This is a genomic window from Aliikangiella aequoris, assembly GCF_053709105.1.
This window is the reverse complement of record NZ_CM132298.1, coordinates 2304829-2322193: the sequence shown is the minus strand read 5'-3', so window position 1 is coordinate 2322193 and position 17365 is coordinate 2304829. Positions and strand designations below refer to the sequence as shown.

Below are 17365 nucleotides of genomic sequence, written 5' to 3'. Positions count from 1 at the left end.
GTTAGAGAGCTAAATCACCGCGTTAATTAAGCTATTGAGGGCTCAGCGATTAGCAGCCAAGAGACTTAGTTCGTACTTTTAAACCTAGCTTAGTGGCCGTGAGCTTCTGGATTGTCAAACGGCGTTATCATTGAGGTGTCGTTTGCACAAAGTGTGGCTTCCGGGTGTTTATGCTTCATAATTTCTTTTACCTGAGATTCGGTACCTACTTCTATATCAACCATGATGAGGAAGGCGCCATTTTCTAGCGCGTCATGAAAGCGTTTTATTTTGTAATTTTCAGTTTGTATACCAATAAAGCCGCCAAACCAGCCACCAAATAAAACAAAAAACAGGGTAATAAAAATAAAGCCGGTAGTTCCTATTGAGCCGCCAAAAAAGTTGCTCGCGCTAACAATAATTGACACCAAAACGCCAACCATTAAACCAAAAATTGCACCTCGCTCTGCCGAGTGGATTAGATCAGACTTATGAATAATATTGGCGGAGTGAATATGTCGCCGGTATAGGCCACTTTCGTTCTGCTTACTAATAACATGAAAATTCCAATCAGTAATTCCCGCTTTATGTAAATCTTCAGAGATACTTTGGGTGCTATCTATATTATCGGTAAGGTAATAAAGTCGTTTCATAATATCCTCCTAATTGGTTATTAGAGACCTTAGCGCAAAATTTCTTTGCACTAAGATGACATTAAACTTTACTGAATCAAAATACCAATATTTAAGCAGTGCTTAAGGGGTTTATAGCAAATAGATTTTAGTGGCTAAAAGGTTAGACAGAATGGTGCTAGTAAATAATTAATTTGGCACTTAGCTAGCAAACAGTTGCTATTTTAGTTTGATTCCTTCCAGAGTGTTTAGCTTGGTAAAGGGCTTTGTCAGTTAGTGATATAAGTTCAGCTAAAGTAAGCTTGGGATTACTTTTACAAACACCAGCACTTAAAGTGCAACTCACTTCTGCTGCATCTAAATCAAAAACCTTTTCAGAGAATGAAATTCTAATTCTTTCGCAAATATTGTAAGCCACGTCTGGGTCTGGGCTATTGATAATTAAGGAAAACTCTTCACCGCCCATCCGTGCTGCGATATCTTCATGGCGAATAGACTGAGCTAAAAGTTCACCCAGGGACACTAGCACGTCGTCTCCGGCGGGGTGTCCATAAGTATCATTGAATTTCTTAAAATGATCAATGTCGAATAAAATTATCGAAAACTCTTGTTGTTTGATTTCAAGTTGCTGAATAAATTCATCGAAAGCTCGCCGGTTAGCAAGCTTAGTTAAAGGATCGATCAAGCTTATTTGTTTATAGTGAGAGTGACTCGCCGATAGCGTATCTCTTTCACTTTGAAGTGATTGAATTCGATAACCTAGCGCCAATGAAAGAAGTATACTTTCAAGCGCAGCACCGACCGCAAGCGGCAGCTCAACTATGGGTGAAATGGGTATAATGCCAAACCAATAATAGACCCAAAGCGTACCGCCGATAATATAGGCTAACCAAGACACTAAAAATATACCAGCAGAATAGCTTCCTTTGTACCAAACCCAAGCGGCACCCATAATGGCAAATATCGGGGTAGGTCCTGCCAGTAACAGCGCTAAATTTAGTGCTAGGTTACTAGGGATGAGTAAACTTAAAGCGGTGAAGATTGCAAAGACGATTATAAAGCCACGGGTAAACTTGGCTAAACTCGGGGCGTAAAGCCTAAATTCAGCAAAACGGTAAAGAAAAATAAGCGCGGCTAAGGCACTGCTCATGGCTAAAAAATTAAGCAAATAATTGACGTTATCCCAGTTTGGTAAAAAAGCTAAGCGGATATGTCCGTGCGCAAGTACTTGATATATTAAAGTAAAGCCAATAGCTGCAGCATAAATAAAGTACAGCGAGTCTTTAAGAAAAACTCCGATAACTGCGTTATACAACACCATAACAAGTAAAATCCCGTAACAAATAAAAAAGATACTGTTAAGTAGCTGTTGGGAGTTTATAAACGATTGGTTTTGGTGAAAGTTGAGTTGAAGGTGGTATTTGTCAGAGGCTTCAGTTCGCAGGTAAATAGTGTGTTGACGCCATTCAGGTTCAATTTGAAAGCTTAAAAAGCGCGTTTTAGGCTGAGTTTGCAGGGCTTTTTCACTGCTAATTTCACCCCATATCCCTGGTTGTTTTTGAACATAAAGGATGGCATCGCTCATGCCACTAGAGGCAAGCTCTATCCAGTCATATTGAGAGTTTTGCCTAGAGTCAGGCTCAATTTTTAACCATACGACTTTAGGCTGCGGTCCAAACCAATAATTGAGTTGGTCATAGGACTCTTTAATCCAGCCGTCGCTTGAATGCTGCCACTGATTAGTATGCTTTATAACCTGAAACGAAGCAGGCGCATCACCTTGAAAAAGGTAATGGACTTTGGCTGGCAAGTTTTCAAAAGCAAATGCCAAGCTCATTCCTAAAAGGTAGAAATAGAGGCCAACACCCAGTTTAAAGGCAAGCTTTAACATAGAAAATATATGTGATCCAAAAATTTAATATTAAGAATGAGATTTTTATTTAATATAAGTATAGCAGCACACGAATAAACTATGATGTTTTCGTCACTTAGCTTAATATATTAAACCAAATCAACGATATACAAAGTATCGAGCTAAATAGGAGATTGCTTATTATGAAAAGAATAAAAGTTAATAGTTTGAGCTTCATCATCATTTTATTGTTTAGTTTATCCAGTCAAGCGGCGCAAAAGCTTAGTTTAGTACCACAAAACTCTACGCTTCACTTTATTTCGATTAAAAAGTCTAGTATTGGTGAACTCCATTATTTTAATCAGCTTAGTGGCGGGTTAAAAAAGTCTGGAGAATTTTATGTCAAGATTGACTTGGCAAGCGTTAACACGGCAATTGAAATTCGCGATAAGCGCATGCAACAGCATCTTTTTGAAACTGATAGCCATCCACATGCCATTATCACTGGGCGCATTAATGCTGCTAAGGTTAATTCATTGAAAGCTGGCGAAAGCTTACAGTTGGAACTACCACTGACCCTTTCATTGCACGGACATGAAAAAACATTACAAGCAACGGTTCGCGTTGTTAGATTATCTTCGGGGGACATTTTAGTTAATTCTATTAAGCCTGTAATTGTTAATGCGAGAGACTTCAAATTGCTCGACGGAATCAAAAAGTTAGCGGAGCTTGCGGGGTTAAGCCAAATAGCGAGTGCAGTGCCAGTAGGATTTGAATTAGTTTTTGCGGTGGAAAAATAGCGACATTTAGGTTAATGCGGTGAGTAAAAATACGGCTTCAAAAGTAAAATGCGACTACAGCCAAAACTAGCAGAAGCGATCGCTTTGCAGGTCTCTAAGGCGCATAATTTTGATTTAGAAAAAGCTCGTTTTTCTCCAGTTAGTGGAGGCGATACTTCAAACAGTTTTAAATTAAGTTTTAGAGAAAACCACTTTTTTGTCAAAGTTTTTAGTGAAAGCCAACAGCCGCTGTTAGCGGCGGAAGTTCATGGAATAAGTGAGCTGGCTAAACAAGGCTGCATCAAAGTGCCTGAAGTGGTATTAACGGGACAGTGCGAGGCAAACTTTTATTTAATATTAGACTTTATTCCGTTGCTTGATGCGAGCGCAAATGGCGAGGCTAAATGGCGTAGCCTTGCAGTGCAACTCGCCCAGTTACATAACTGTAGCCAAGCTTATTTCGGATTAAAGGTTGATAACTTTATTGGGAGCAGCGCGCAACTTAATACGCCAAATACAAACTGGCAAAAATTTTATGTAACGCAGCGACTAGAAGTACAGCTTAGCTATTTGAATAAGCGTAAATATCAAATTTTAGCGAGAAAAATTGAAGTTGTGGCACAAAATATTGAAGCTTTTTTTGTGCACCACAATCCTTTGCCTGGATTAGTTCACGGAGATTTATGGAACGGCAATTTTGGGTGGACACTGAGTGCAACAAATACCCAAGCGCAAGTCGAACAACTTGTTCCAGTAATATTTGATCCTGCTTGTTATTACGCTGATCCAGAAGTTGAACTTGCTATGATGACTTTGTTTTCTTCTATTCCTAAAAATTTCTTCCTCGCTTATCATCAACTAAGACCTCGAGCCGATGGCTTTGAAATTAGACAAGTACTTTACCAGCTATATCACCTACTCAATCATTTAAATTTATTTGGTGATGTTTATTTAAGCCAAGTAGAAACACATACAGCAAGATTATTGGGTTTTGTGTCTAAGCAATAGTCTTTAATTTATTTAACCCTCTGGTATCTTTTTTTTCACTGTTCACTGTTCACTGTTCACTGTTCACTGTTCACTGTAGGCTGTATCCCCTTAATATGAGTGATGCTTTAACTTGGCTAGAGCAACTGCTTGCATTCGGTTAGCCGTTAAAGATAAGGTATCGGTTAATATGCGAGGCATGCTGCATTTAGACTTAAAACAAGCGGCTTAGGGGGTCGCTATTGAACAAGCTTAATAGGCAGAAGGGGCGAGTTTAGTCAATTTTGTCTTGCCTTGTTACTAAATTGAGCAGTTTATAGCTAGCAAGGCGCTGTTAGTTTGCTAAACTTAGTGACTTACTGGGTAATGTGTTAAAAGTATAAAGAAAGTGCTTTAGCAGTGTTTTTAAATAATCGGTGTATTTCTAATAAAAGGTGAGTATGCATAGTCAATTAAAATCAGTCATTGAAGCGCTAAACCATATCATTTTAGGCAAAGAGCAGCAGTTAAAATTGTCTTTGGTATGTTTATTAGCTAAGGGACATTTGTTGATAGAGGACTTGCCGGGAATGGGCAAAACTACTTTAGCCCATGCGTTAGCGAAAGTGCTGGGGTTAGATTTTCAGCGAATTCAGTTTACCAGTGATTTATTGCCTGCAGATATAATCGGCTCAGCGATTTATCGGCGCAGCGACGAAACATTTAAGTTTCACCAAGGCCCTATTTTTACCCAAGTCATTTTAGCTGATGAAGTCAATAGAGCAACACCAAAGTCGCAAAGTGCACTACTTGAAGCTATGGAAGAGTATCAGGTGACATCTGAAGGTGTGAGTCGCCCTTTGCCAGAACCATTTTTTGTTATCGCGACCCAAAACCCTTTTCATCAAATAGGTACTTACCCTTTACCTGAGTCTCAACTTGATCGATTCTTAATTAGAATATCTTTAGGCTACCCAGCCCCGGAAGTTGAAAGACAGCTTTTTCAAGGGCAAGAAACTCGGGTCCAGATAGTCGATTTAGAGCCGCGATTAAATGACAAAGATTTAGTTGAGTTACAGTGCCAAGTTGATGAGATTAAGGTAAGTGATAAACTCTTAGATTATGTGCAGGCATTAGTCGGCGCTACGCGAACCGCAGCAGAGTGGGCGCATGGTATTTCTCCGCGAGGAGGACTCGCTTTAATTAAAGCAGCCAAAGCATGGGCATTGTTAGAAGGCCGCGATCATGTGTTACCTGATGATGTGCAAGCTGTGTGGAGTGCCGTTGTTAGTCACCGTTTGTTAAGTCAAAGCTCAGTAGAAAATGTTTCTACTGATATTGTGGATCAGCTTTTAAATAGCACGCCAATTCCTCGTTAACATGCTTCAAGTATTCGGTCGTCAGTTAAAACACAAATTTAGCTTTTGGCTAGATAAACGAATGCCCAAAGGCCGCACCATTCGTTTATCGCAGCACTCTACCTATATTTGGCCAACTAGAACCGGTTATTTTTTGCTTGGTATGGTTATCTTAATGCTAATAGGAGCCACTAACTACCAGAACAATTTAGCGTTTTTAGTGACTTTTTTATTGGTGGGTGTGGGGCTTGTTTGCATTATTGTGACCTTCAAAAATATGCAAGGCATAGAGTTTAAGATAAAAACAAGCGACGAGGTTTTTGCAGGCGATGCGGTTCCAGTGATTGTTTTTACCCAATCCTTTGACAATATAGAGCACTACGCAATAGGTATAGGAGAAAGTTTAGAGCGCTCTCAATGGATTAATTTACTCCCTAATGAAAAGCAGCAAATCGGGTTAAAAGTTGGCCAAGCCCAACGGGGTTATTATCAATTGCCACGCTTAATGGTAACTAGCTGTTATCCGTTTGGCTGGTTTAGAACATGGGCTTATTTTAGTTTGTCCTCGCCAGTACTTGTATTTCCTAAACCTGTCCAACCTAAACACTCTCGTTCTAACTATGCAGGTCAAGACTCAGATGAAGGTAAAAAGCTAGCAGGCAGCACTGAGCTTTATGGCTTAAAGCCTTATCAAGTGGGGGAGCCGCTTAGCCGTATCGATTGGAAGTCTTACGCTCGAGAAAGGGGCATGTATATGCGAGAATTTGCCGACTACCAAGCACAAGACTTATATTTTAGTTGGGAAGATTTTCCGCAAGTTGAAAAAGAATTGCGATTGAGTTATTTGAGCTTTTTAGTGATTAATGCTTCAGCGCAGGGGCTAAGGTTTGGGCTGAGTCTACCGCAACTAAAAATTCCTTATGGCGAAGGCGCGGGGCATCGTTTTCAATGTTTGAAAGCTTTAGCGTTGTTTCAAAAAGATTCTAATGCTAGTACGCCTAAGGAAGTAGCTAATGAATAGCTATCAGCAATCGTTTACTTCATTTGGCCAAAGTAGCTCTGATAATAATTTGCCTTTGCTCAGTATTATTTGTGCGCAACAAAGCGTTTTGTTGCCTTTGTATTTTTATGTTCCTTTGTGGATATCAATAATCAATACTCTGGTGCTTGGGTTGGTTATTTATCAAGTAAAACAGGGCCGCTTTAATATTAACCGATGGCTAAAACTCTGTATTACTTTGCTGACGATAGGTTTGGTTATTATTAGCTATCGAAATTTTTCTGGTAAAGACGTGGGGCTGGCTTTAATAACGGCGATGTATGGCCTTAAAATAATGGAAACTCGAAATTATAAAGAAGCCAGTGCACTTTTGAGTATTAGCTTTTTTATGCTTGTTGCGGCTTTTTTGTTTTCTCAGTCACCCTTAATGGCACTTTATCAATTAATTCCATTTGGACTTATTTTAAACGCATTTTTGGCGCTAAATACAATTCAGCCAACTAAAAAGAATGCTAACGCAAAACCTAAAACTCAGTTGATACGCCAGCTTTGTCGTTATTTATTGTTTGCTATACCAATCATGTTACTGCTTTTTGTGTTTTTTCCTCGACTAAATGGACCTATTTGGCGAATGCCGAGCAGCGGGGCACCGCAGGTCGCTTTTTCGGATAATATGAGCCCTGGTGAAATCAGCAACCTCCAATTATCCGATCGGGTGGCATTTAGAGTCATGTTTGAACAAAGCCCACCGCCAGAAACCCAGTTTTATTGGCGTGTTCTCACGTTACCTCGATTTGATGGGATTAACTGGACTAAGGGTGAACGTCGACGCATAGACGATATTGACCTGTCTAAGCAAAGCTATTTTGCTGATAGTGATAATATTTTTGACTATACAATTACCTTAGAAGCGACTCAACAAAACTATTTAGTGTCTTTAGATCGCCCGGTCGAAACGCCAAGAAATGCCAGCTTATTCGACGATTTTACGGTAAAAACTCGCTATCCAATTCAGGATCGCTTGCGTTATCAAGTTAGCTCTGCGCCAGCTCTTGTATTAAGCCAAACCATGACGCCAGAAAAAATCTCCAGTTATTTACAACTGCCTCAATTTGGGAATAACCGAACTAAACAATGGGCAAAAGAATTTCGTTCTAGCTTTGACACTGATAGAGCCTTTATTCAAGGCGTTTTACAACACATCAACCAGCAAGAGTTCTTTTATACGTTACAGCCTCCTATTTTAGAACGTGATTTGGTCGATAGCTTCTGGTTAGATGAAAGAAAAGGCTTTTGTGAGCATTACGCAGGCGCATTAGTTTTTATTGCCAGAGCTGCGGGGATCCCTGCAAGAGTTGTCATTGGTTTCCAAGGCGGCGAGAAAAATACGCTTTCTGATTACTGGATAGTCAGAGACGCTAATGCTCACGCTTGGACCGAGGTTTGGTTTGAAGGTACAGGCTGGCTTAGAATTGACCCAACTGTCGCCATCGCAGCACACCGGGTCGAAGAGCGCTTATTAGGAGAATATCGCCAGCGCGACTCTCTATTTGATGATTTTGAAGTCGTTGAACTCGATAATATTGGCTGGCTCAAGCAGCTCGAATATTGGAGCGATGAGCTTAATAATCGCTGGAATGATTGGGTTTTAGACTATAACGGCGCCAAACAACGCTCATTTTTTAGCCTTTGGGGAATTGATAGAATTACCCCACAGCAGCTCATTATTGGTATGGTGATTGGGTTATTGTTTTTCGCTGCAACGGTTAGTTTAAAGTTTATGCGTCAAGTCACTAAAGCAAGCAAAATTGAAAAAGGGTTTGCCTTACTGATCCAAAAAGCGATTAAGTTAGGCGCTAAAAATATCAGTGCTAGCACCGGGCCCTATGAGATCCTTAAATTAATTAAGACTTTACCTAGCCCTGAAAGTCATTTTAAAAAGCAACAATTAGAAGCGTTACTGCTTGAATACATTAATATCCGCTATCAATGCAAAACCGAAGACGAATCCACAGCGCAGCAGTGGTTTAAAAAAGTTCGGAAAATTTAATAGAATTTGTTTATTATTAATACATCACTTTTTGATTTTATTGAGGCTCAATGGGCGTTATTACTCAAAGCATACTAATTCATCCCGGTGAGATTGCGATAGAGCAAGCACCCATTGAAATTAAAACTTTGCTTGGTTCCTGCGTAGCGCTAACCGCTTGGCACCCGCAAAAGAAGGTTGGCGGTATTTGCCATTATCAACTTCCTAAGCAAAGAGAAAAGGGTAACCCAACTGAGAGCTTCCGTTATGCCGAGTGCGCTTTGCCAGAGTTTAAGCGACTGCTAACCGAGCAAGCGCCTATCAATGAATACCAAATTGGCCTTTATGGCGGGGCAAACTTGTTTGCGGCTTCTAAATTACAAACGATAGGCAGCAAAAACTTAAAGTTTGCTAAAGAATGGCTCAATGAAAACCAACTGACGCTGGTAAAGGAAGATTCTGGTGAAAGCTTTTGCCGAAATCTAAGCATCGATTTAAATACGGGTGTGGTTTCATTTTTACGCTATTCTGTTGAGTCAGAAGCCATATTCCAGTAGTAGAGCCCACTTCTCTAGTGAAAGCGCGCTAGAAGCCCATCCTAAATATTAAGTTAACGCAGCGCATTAAAGTTAGCTCGTCAAATATGTAAAAATTCCCTATAATCCCGCCTTTATTTAGCTCAGCGAAAAATGGCGAGTGAAGTTTTATGACAGATATTTCCCATATAAAAGCGTTTTTACATTGCGAGACGCCGACTGAGTGGCTTGATTATGCTGCCGCTCACATTGATTTATTGCTAATTGATCACGCAAAATGCGAAAAAAAAGCAGCCTCTACCGCGCTTAGCTTAATGTTTAAGTACCCCCAATGTCATGAGCTTCAAGTCAAAATGGCGCAACTTGCACGAGAGGAAATACTTCATTTCGAACAAGTTTTCGAAAAAATTCAAGCAAGAGGCCTAACCTACAGTATCTTATCGCCTTCAAGATATGCAGGACAATTACGTAAACTGGCTAGAGCTAACGAGCCATTCAAGTTAGTCGACTTTTGTATTATTGGTGGGATCATAGAAGCTCGCTCTTGTGAGAGGTTTGCAGCGCTGGTGCCTAAATTAGAGCCACTTGAGCCAGAATTAGCCAAGTATTATCGTTACTTATTAAAGTCTGAATCGAGGCATTATCTTGATTATTTAGAACTAGCGCAGACATATTCTGACCAAGACATAACGCCGATTGTACAAAAAATGTTGAGCTTAGAGGCCGAGCTAATACAAAGCCCAGATGATGTCTTTAGATTTCATAGTGGCATACCCGCTGAGTGCGTTTTAGCAGCTAACTAAAAGCCAACCTTACTATTTGTAAGGAAAGCGTGAGTTAAGGCCTTAAAAATAAGCTTGAAGTTGAACCTAAACTAAACAAAACAGTCATACAACGAGGCTGCCAATAGGATTTCGCTTGAGTTGGTTGCAGCAGGCTTGTAACATAGCGCCACGCTAAATTTGTGCAGAATAACGAGCATATTGCCGATAGATAGGTTGTTTGTAAGCATTAGTCTGAGCATGTTGTCTTAGTTGGAAAAGTTAAATGAATTCAAACACAGTAAATAATGAGCAAAGTTTAAATCAATTGACTGGTAGTTTAGTGGCGCTAGTAACGCCAATGAACGCTGATTCAAGCGTTAATTTTAGCCAATTAGGCGAGTTAATAGATTGGCATATTGCCAGTGGTACACATGGTCTGGTGGTTATGGGAACCACCGGTGAGTCTGCACTAGTAAGCCAGCAAGAATTATTAAGTGTGGTTACCTTTGCAATTGAACATGCAAATAAACGCATTCCTATTATTGTGGGCTGTGGTGCAATAAGTACCCAAAAAACTTTACAGTTAGCTAACCTAATTAACCCGTTAGGGCCAGACGCTTTACTCTGTGTAACGCCTTATTATGTAAAGCCAACGCAAGCAGGAATGGTCGCGCATTTTGAGCAAGTCGCCGATCACAGTGATTGTCCGGTTATATTATATAATGTGCCTTCTAGGACTGCGGTTGATTTGTCTAACGAGTCGGTCATTATGTTGGCAAAGCATAACAACATTGTTGGTCTAAAGGATGCAACTGGCGATTTAAGCCGAGTTGTGGCTCTCTCGCAAGAGCTTGGCCCTGAGTTTTTACTATTAAGTGGAGATGATGAAACGGCTTTAGAGTTTATTAAAAATGGTGGTCAAGGCGTAATTAGTGTGACTGCTAACTTAGCACCCCAACAATTTAGTCAATGGTGTGAGCTAGCATTAAATAAAGAGTTTGAAAAAGCCAGTCGCATCTTTTCTCGGTTTAAGCTGCTTAATCAAATGTTATTTATTGAAGCTAACCCAATACCTGTAAAGTGGGCGTTGGCTGAAATGAAAAAAATTAATAACTATATTCGCGAGCCTTTAACCATCCCAGAGGCTGAATCGCAAAAACAAATTAATCAAGCTCTTAAAGAGTCTAAGTTAGTGTAAAGCTGGAGTAGCAATTTTGAATTTTTGTATTAAATTAAGTCTTGTTGGTATTTGTAGTATTTTAACTGCGTGCAGCAGTATTTATGGTGATGATGGCCTTATTAAAGACAGTAGTTACGAATACCTTGAAGCAAAGCAAGTAGAGCCTTTGGTTTTACCTGAAGGGCTTCATCAAAAAAGAAAATTAAACTATACACTTGTACCTCAAATTGGTGAAATTGCCGCCAAAGCTCCCGCTGGTAAAGAGCTAGCATTGCAAGCGCCGACTCAAATATTAGATGTTTTAGATAACATTCGAGTTAATAAGCAGTCGGACTTACCTTCGGTATTTATTATTGATGAAAAAGCTTTTGTCGCTCAGTCTATTGTTAATTTATTTACTGAAAATAAAGTTGAGTTAACAAAAAAAGAGAGCCAAAAGGTTATTGAAACAGGGTGGGTTGCATTAGATAGTCGCGGTGTTTGGTTGGGTTTGGCTGGCGAAGAAGATGTTGATGAGTTTAGAGCTAAATATCGAGTTGTTTTCGGAGAGGGAGTGCAGCGTGGTGAGTTATCTTTGCATGTTGAAAGAATCGCAGCGCAAAAGTTAAACCCAGATACCGCACAATGGGAAACAATACCAAGCTTTTGGGAAGATGGTGCGCAAATGTTAAATATGCTTATCGCTAATTATGACAATGCTGCAACCGCACGTGAAGCCGAAGCGCGAGCAAAAGCACCTAAAGGCATAAAGGTCCGTCTTGCTAAAGACGATAAAGGTAATGCTGCGCTTGTTACAGAGGTAGCTATAGAACAAGTTTGGGCGCTTCTGCCGGAAATTCTGCCTACGTTAAATTTTAACATTAATGATAAAGACCGGCGCTTAATGACTTACTTTGTAAGCTATAAGCCAACCGAAAGCGGATTCTTTGCTTCTTTATTTACAGCTGAAAAAGTTTCTCTACCACTAGAAGCTGGCGAGTATCAGATTGCCGTTCGTCAGCTAGGTGAAATGACCGCGGTTATTTTTAGCGACGCACAAGGCAGCCCGCTGGATATTAAAAAATTAACCGAAATGTTTCCGCAGTTGAGTGCGAGTTTTGGAAGACAAAGGTAGCGACATTAAGCCTTTTAGAGTCGCTTCTTTAGGCTCTGGCAGCAAAGGCAATGCAACGTTAATCCAGTACCAAGAAACCACTATCATGATAGATAGTGGTTTTTCGTGCAAAACGCTTGAAAGTAAACTTGCGCTGCGTGGTGTTAAACCAGAGCAAGTCGACGCGATACTAGTGACCCATGAACATGGCGATCACTTTAATGGTGTTCCAACTTTTTCAAACCGCTACAAAATTCCAGTTTGGATGTCGCGAGGGACTAGCTTCCACCCCAAAGCTGAAAAAATTAAGCTGCTTAACTGCTTTAACAGCCAGTTTCCATTTAGTATAAAGTCTTTAGAAATATCTCCTGTATTAGTACCTCACGATGCCAGAGAAGCATGTCAATTTGTTGTTCACGCTAAAGATAAGTCAATAGGTTTGTTGACCGATTTAGGGCATATTACGCCATACGTAGAAAGCAAATACCGCGATTGTGATGTGCTGTTATTAGAGTTTAATCACGATATTAACTTGTTAGAAGGCGGACAATACCCCGTTTCATTAAAAAAGCGCGTCGGCGGCGAGCTTGGTCATTTAAATAATCACCAAGCGAAAGCGTTAATTGAAAAGCTTAATTTGGAAAAACTGCGTTACTTGGTCGCCATGCATTTAAGTGAGGAGAACAACGATGCGAGTATTGTTTTAGACACAATTAACCGTGCTAGTTTTGCAGATAAATTTGAAACACAAATAGCTCACCAAGAGTCTGGTTTTGACTGGATTACTGTATAATCTTTGGCAAGACTAAAGGGCTGTCTTTAGTGTCTTTATAACGATAAGGAGTATCGGTGCAAACTTTAGCTAAAAAGAATATCCCATTTATCTTTCTTGCAGTTATTTCTGTTTTCTGGACTTTTTACTATCAAAGCGCCAATGCTCTTAATGAATATGGCGTAGAAAAACCAGAATGGCTTTTGCTAATCGATGGTTTAATAGTTTTACCTATCTTATGCTTTTGGCTTGTTAAAGATAAGAAAGAAGCTGCCATTAAAGCTGTTGCCTATAGTTGTTTAATTATATTTCTTGGTAGCTTTATTATTCCTGAAAGCTCAAAGGTTGTATGGCCTTATCTTGAATCATTGCGCTATCTTGCTATTGCTGCGTTTATCGTTTTGGAAATTACCACTATTCTTACCGTTTTTTTTGCAATCAAAGCTTCGCTTTCCAAAGATACTGATCCAGATTTGGCTATATCAAAACCAATAGAAAAAATTCTAGGTAAAGGTGCTATAAGCTCCTTGCTTTCGTTTGAGTCAAGAGTTTGGACATACGCATTATTTTCAAAAAAGATAAAGCAGCAAAATTTTGTTGGTGATAATCATTTTTGCTGTCATAAAAAAGATGGCACTCAAAGTAATCAATTAGGTTTTATTTTTATTATTTTATTTGAATTACCCGTTATGCATTTGTTGTTACATTTCTTATGGTCACCGTTTTCAGCCAATTTAACAACAGGCTTAACTCTTCTAGGTTTAGTCTTTTTTATTGCAGAGTATAAAGCGATTGCAATTAGACCTATTTCAATTGTTCCAGACAGCGTTATTGTAAGATATGGCATATGGAACCCATTAATTATTGCTTTAAGTGAAATTAATCACATACAACCTAATTCAAAATTTATACCTAGGTCAGCTAATATTAAGCGATTCAATTTGGCAGGAAACCCAAATATAGAAATCAAGCTCAATTCGGGTAAGTTAATCTATTTAGGCGTAGATTCACCTAACGAGTTTATTTTAGCTATAGAAAAGTATCGAGAAAAATCGTTATAACACATTTAAGACGCTCTCTAGTCAATAAGCAAAAGTAAATAGTTTCGGTTACCTCAGTAACCAAATAGTAGTTAATTAATAATATGAAAATGTGCGGACAGCCATAACTATTTTTAATACCAAAGCACACAAAGCTTGGTTTTGAGTTGCAGGCGAAACTTTACGATCTACTGCGAGATGCGTTAGGAAATCGTTGACTTCATTAGACGACATATCCTTGGGGTGGTTGAGGTTATGAAAGTGAATGTAGCTTTTAACCCAATAAACCTAGCTTTTTTCGGTAAAGTAGGAATATTGCATCGTTCTAATCCTTTCCCTAACCAAACGCATAAATTTCGGTTTTTGTGTCATATTACATCCTCCTTGGCGTTCAATGTAAAACTACTCATACAAGTAGTTATTGTCAAGGTGTTTTGCAATTACGACGCTTCAAGTCGCTAACTTATTGATTTAAAACGTTGTCAAAAAGTGAGTCTGGAATTGTACGCAGTAAAGTTAAGTAGTTACGGGATTGACTTTAAAGTGAAGTTAGGTAAGTATCAGATTTAAATCAATTATTCAGTAATAATTTAAACAAGTGTTTGAATTTAATTGTGATTTACTGAATACAATCATCTGTTAGGAGCACAATATGTCAGTGATCGAAAAGATTATAGATTCGGCTGAAGCGGACACAGATGTGCTTCGTAGACTAGATCAAGATGGGGACAATTTCTCCAAGTTTCGAGAAGTAGACTTCCATTTCAGATGTGAAACCGAAGAAAAAGCGAAGACTGTAGCGGGATTTATTGAAGATTTTCAGTTTGGGAAAGCAAGTTTTGAATTCGACGATGGTGAGCACTATGTTAATGCTGTGATAAATATGCCTGTGACGCAACAAGTAGCTCTTTGTGTTTCTGGTTTTATGACTTGCTTGGCTGAATTGTACGGTGTGGAATTTGACGGTTGGGGATGTGTTGCACAAAATGGCTCCTAACAAGAAAATGAAAATTGAAGCAGGAAAAACGCTCAATTTATTTGGGCGTTAGCTTCGAAAAGGAATTATGTGCATACTCAGAATAAACAGTGATACCTATTCGTTTAAGAAATTCGCCGAAGAAACCAAAATCCCCGTTTACAGTGTTTACGATAAAGGTGAATTTCGGAACAAGAAAAAGACAAGAGTATGTAGAGAATATACTCTTTCATTTGATGTATCAGAAAAAGATTGGGACGATTTTCCAGGCCAAGTAACTGATGCATTGGAGTTTCTTTCTAAGTATTATAATGAATTGTCAACGTTATTAGTTATGACAGAGAGTGTTGATGCTTATTTAGACTTTCCTATTTATTCAAGGCTGAACGAAGAAATTGTAAATCAGAATGATCATCTTCCAAAGGAATTGATTGCTATAGCGGGAAGGTTAAATCTGGGTATAGAAATGTCACAATATGCTAAGGATGCATTTGATGAAATCAGCTAACAAGGTGTTGGAAATTGACGCTAACATCGCGCACTCAACTAGGCGTTATGAGTGAAAGAAATTATGGATGACGAAGAGTTTCAAAAATATTTGGATAGTTGCTTCGATGAGCTAGAGAAAAAGCAGCAAATGCTCATTGACGATTATGGATTTGGTTCATTCGATCGTTTTGAATACGACTTCGATAAAGAGGAAATCTATTTTTTAAATAATGCTGTTATTGAAGTTACGGCAAAGATAATTCCAATTGGTAGTTATAACTCGGATAGCAAAACTTGGATGTGGGCATGGGCTAACGAAGCCTTTCCCGATTCACTAAGAGAAAAGTCGGCGCAGCTAAAGCAACTTGAAGAATTAACAGGTTACGAGATGTTTGGTAATGAGATGGCTGAAATTGACGAAGATATGACATGGGAAATTGCTGGAATGTCATTGTACCTTTTAGAATATCAAGGCGTCTATCGTGGCCCAGCAAATAACACGCAGTACTTTTACGCATTGGATCAAGTGCAAAATGTCAACTCATAACAAGCAGCTCCACCGGACAAATTTTAGCTGTCACCTTTTTTGCAAAAAGACGCAAAAAAGTCGCCATCCAAAATTTGCGCGGTGAGCTGAGCGTTAGGCTTTAAAGTCACAATCGAGTAAATAAAAAGGATCTATTCATGCGGTTATTTACATTATTACTTTTTATTATTTTAGTTATAATATCTGAAAAATCAGCGTCCGAAGAAATAACCATCGGCGAAAAGTTAACTCTATATTCTGAAGTTATAGGTGAAGATAGACCAATTTCCGTTTATATACCCAAAGGGGTAAATGACGACGACTCGCTATATGTTATTTATTTACTTGATAGCCAACATCATTTTCATACAGTTACTGGCATTGTCCAGTCCTTAGTCGATTATAAACAAATACCAAAGACGATGGTCGTAGGGATTCAAACAACCAATCGACCGCGTGATTATTTGCCTGCAATAGACGGTGAACCTAAAACCAATTTTCAAACTTTCGTTAAGTCTAAATGGCCTAAGTCTGGACAGAAGAACTTTCTAAAATTTCTCAGTGACGAGTTATTTCCATTTATAGATAAAAAATACCCGACATACCCGCATAGAACTATTGTTGGGCATTCCAATGCTGGAACATTGGCGCTATCCGCCTTGTTTGAAAGGCCTGAGTTATTCAACAATTATTTATCAATAAGCGCAAATGGGTGGTGGAGTTATGATGAAATTATTCAAAATTCAAAAAAACTCACATTAACTGACCGTAAAAAACAAAAACTTTTTCTTTCGGTTGCTGGTGAAGGCGGTCTTTTTTATACCGGCACATTAGAGTTGTTAACCAACATGGAAAGAAATAAGCCAACTAATTTAGATTGGAAATTTGAACACTATCCAGAACGCACACACATGAGTGGTATTCTACCATCGGTAAGCAGTGGTTTAGAGTACTTATATTCTGATATTAATTTTAATGTCACGCCTGCATTAGCTAAGTATGCAGATGTTTCAGCTCTTAAAGATTACTATGCCGCCTTATCAAAACAATTTGGTTTCACTATTTCAGTTCCTGTTGATACCTACGTAGAGTTTGCTGATCAGCAGCATATGAATCAGCGAACAGACGAAGCTATTGTTACTTTGGAGCAGTTTGTTCAAGACTACGCTAACAACTCTTATGCTCATATGAGACTGGCACAAGGTTATGCCAAGGCAAGCAAGCATGAAAAATCATACAGCAGTTTTGTTAAGGCACTTAATTTAGCTAAGCAACAAAAGCGTGAGGCTAATATTATAGATGCTCTACAAGATATGGTTAATCAAGCTCAATCAAAGGTAGATATATAAAACCTAGCAAGAAGTTATACAAGGTGAACATGCAGTTGGCTTTTT

At 39.0% G+C, this 17365-nt stretch carries 17 protein-coding genes and 1 pseudogene; 15 read left to right on the top strand and 3 right to left on the bottom strand.

Annotated elements, in window-relative coordinates:
• Positions 1 to 89 precede the first annotated feature (89 nt).
• Both ACUR5C_RS10060 and ACUR5C_RS10055 read right to left on the bottom strand, forming a co-directional pair.
• Entirely contained in the window at positions 90 to 632 is a 543-nt protein-coding gene (locus ACUR5C_RS10060; RefSeq protein ID WP_454464989.1) for a hypothetical protein, read from the bottom strand.
• Between the two features lie 184 nt (positions 633 to 816).
• Positions 817 to 2502, bottom strand: coding sequence for a diguanylate cyclase (locus ACUR5C_RS10055; RefSeq protein WP_454464988.1), 1686 nt, complete (start codon positions 2500 to 2502; stop codon positions 817 to 819).
• A 164-nt stretch (positions 2503 to 2666) separates the two neighbouring features.
• Between ACUR5C_RS10055 and ACUR5C_RS10050 the strand changes: the two genes are divergently transcribed.
• The 11 genes from ACUR5C_RS10050 to ACUR5C_RS10000 all read left to right on the top strand — a co-directional run bounded on the left by ACUR5C_RS10050 (position 2667) and on the right by ACUR5C_RS10000 (position 14001).
• On the top strand, positions 2667 to 3263 hold the full coding sequence (locus tag ACUR5C_RS10050; protein WP_454464987.1) for a YceI family protein: 597 nt from the start codon (positions 2667 to 2669) through the stop codon (positions 3261 to 3263).
• A 48-nt stretch (positions 3264 to 3311) separates the two neighbouring features.
• A complete protein-coding gene (locus ACUR5C_RS10045; protein ID WP_454464986.1) occupies positions 3312 to 4250 on the top strand; it encodes a fructosamine kinase family protein in 939 nt (312 codons plus the stop codon).
• 419 nt (positions 4251 to 4669) lie between these two features.
• Positions 4670 to 5587, top strand: a complete 918-nt coding sequence (locus tag ACUR5C_RS10040) for an AAA family ATPase (protein ID WP_454464985.1) — start codon at positions 4670 to 4672, stop codon at positions 5585 to 5587.
• Between the two features lie 61 nt (positions 5588 to 5648).
• Positions 5649 to 6587: a DUF58 domain-containing protein gene (locus ACUR5C_RS10035; RefSeq protein ID WP_454464984.1), complete on the top strand. Its 939-nt coding sequence runs from the start codon at positions 5649 to 5651 to the stop codon at positions 6585 to 6587.
• Entirely contained in the window at positions 6580 to 8616 is a 2037-nt protein-coding gene (locus ACUR5C_RS10030; RefSeq protein ID WP_454464983.1) for a transglutaminase TgpA family protein, read from the top strand. Before ACUR5C_RS10035 ends, ACUR5C_RS10030 begins: the two co-directional genes overlap by 8 nt.
• A gap of 50 nt (positions 8617 to 8666) precedes the next feature.
• Positions 8667 to 9152 carry a chemotaxis protein CheD gene (locus ACUR5C_RS10025; protein WP_454464982.1) on the top strand — a complete coding sequence of 162 codons (486 nt, stop codon included), beginning with the start codon at positions 8667 to 8669 and terminating at the stop codon, positions 9150 to 9152.
• Positions 9153 to 9301: 149 nt separating this feature from the next.
• Positions 9302 to 9934 carry a MiaE family protein gene (locus tag ACUR5C_RS10020; RefSeq protein ID WP_454464981.1) on the top strand — a complete coding sequence of 211 codons (633 nt, stop codon included), beginning with the start codon at positions 9302 to 9304 and terminating at the stop codon, positions 9932 to 9934.
• A gap of 244 nt (positions 9935 to 10178) precedes the next feature.
• Positions 10179 to 11093, top strand: a complete 915-nt coding sequence (gene dapA / locus ACUR5C_RS10015; RefSeq protein WP_454464980.1) for a 4-hydroxy-tetrahydrodipicolinate synthase — start codon at positions 10179 to 10181, stop codon at positions 11091 to 11093.
• A 16-nt stretch (positions 11094 to 11109) separates the two neighbouring features.
• Positions 11110 to 12189 (top strand): NlpB/DapX family lipoprotein, encoded by a 1080-nt coding sequence (gene bamC, locus ACUR5C_RS10010; protein ID WP_454464979.1) that lies wholly within the window; start codon positions 11110 to 11112, stop codon positions 12187 to 12189.
• The gene (locus ACUR5C_RS10005; RefSeq protein WP_454464978.1) at positions 12173 to 12961 is read left to right on the top strand and encodes an MBL fold metallo-hydrolase; all 789 of its coding nucleotides are present in this window, start codon (positions 12173 to 12175) and stop codon (positions 12959 to 12961) included. The genes bamC and ACUR5C_RS10005 overlap by 17 nt, the downstream gene beginning before the upstream one ends.
• A 56-nt stretch (positions 12962 to 13017) precedes the next feature.
• Positions 13018 to 14001, top strand: a complete 984-nt coding sequence (locus ACUR5C_RS10000) for a PH domain-containing protein (RefSeq protein ID WP_454464977.1) — start codon at positions 13018 to 13020, stop codon at positions 13999 to 14001.
• A gap of 75 nt (positions 14002 to 14076) precedes the next feature.
• Here the strand turns inward: ACUR5C_RS10000 and ACUR5C_RS09995 are convergent.
• Positions 14077 to 14256 (bottom strand): annotated as a pseudogene (locus ACUR5C_RS09995) (site-specific integrase); the annotation flags it as partial.
• Between the two features lie 376 nt (positions 14257 to 14632).
• On the opposite strand from ACUR5C_RS09995, the gene ACUR5C_RS09990 reads away from it, so the two are divergent.
• The 4 genes from ACUR5C_RS09990 (at position 14633) to ACUR5C_RS09975 (ending at position 17320) form a co-directional block, all read left to right on the top strand.
• Positions 14633 to 14977, top strand: a complete 345-nt coding sequence (locus ACUR5C_RS09990; RefSeq protein ID WP_454464976.1) for a ribonuclease E inhibitor RraB — start codon at positions 14633 to 14635, stop codon at positions 14975 to 14977.
• Positions 14978 to 15044: 67 nt separating this feature from the next.
• Positions 15045 to 15464 (top strand): DUF4279 domain-containing protein, encoded by a 420-nt coding sequence (locus ACUR5C_RS09985; protein WP_454464975.1) that lies wholly within the window; start codon positions 15045 to 15047, stop codon positions 15462 to 15464.
• A gap of 51 nt (positions 15465 to 15515) precedes the next feature.
• Positions 15516 to 15992: a DUF6882 domain-containing protein gene (locus ACUR5C_RS09980; protein ID WP_454464974.1), complete on the top strand. Its 477-nt coding sequence runs from the start codon at positions 15516 to 15518 to the stop codon at positions 15990 to 15992.
• A gap of 137 nt (positions 15993 to 16129) precedes the next feature.
• Complete coding sequence (locus tag ACUR5C_RS09975; protein WP_454464973.1) at positions 16130 to 17320, top strand: alpha/beta hydrolase; 1191 nt, start codon at positions 16130 to 16132, stop codon at positions 17318 to 17320.
• The last annotated feature ends 45 nt before the right edge of the window (positions 17321 to 17365 follow it).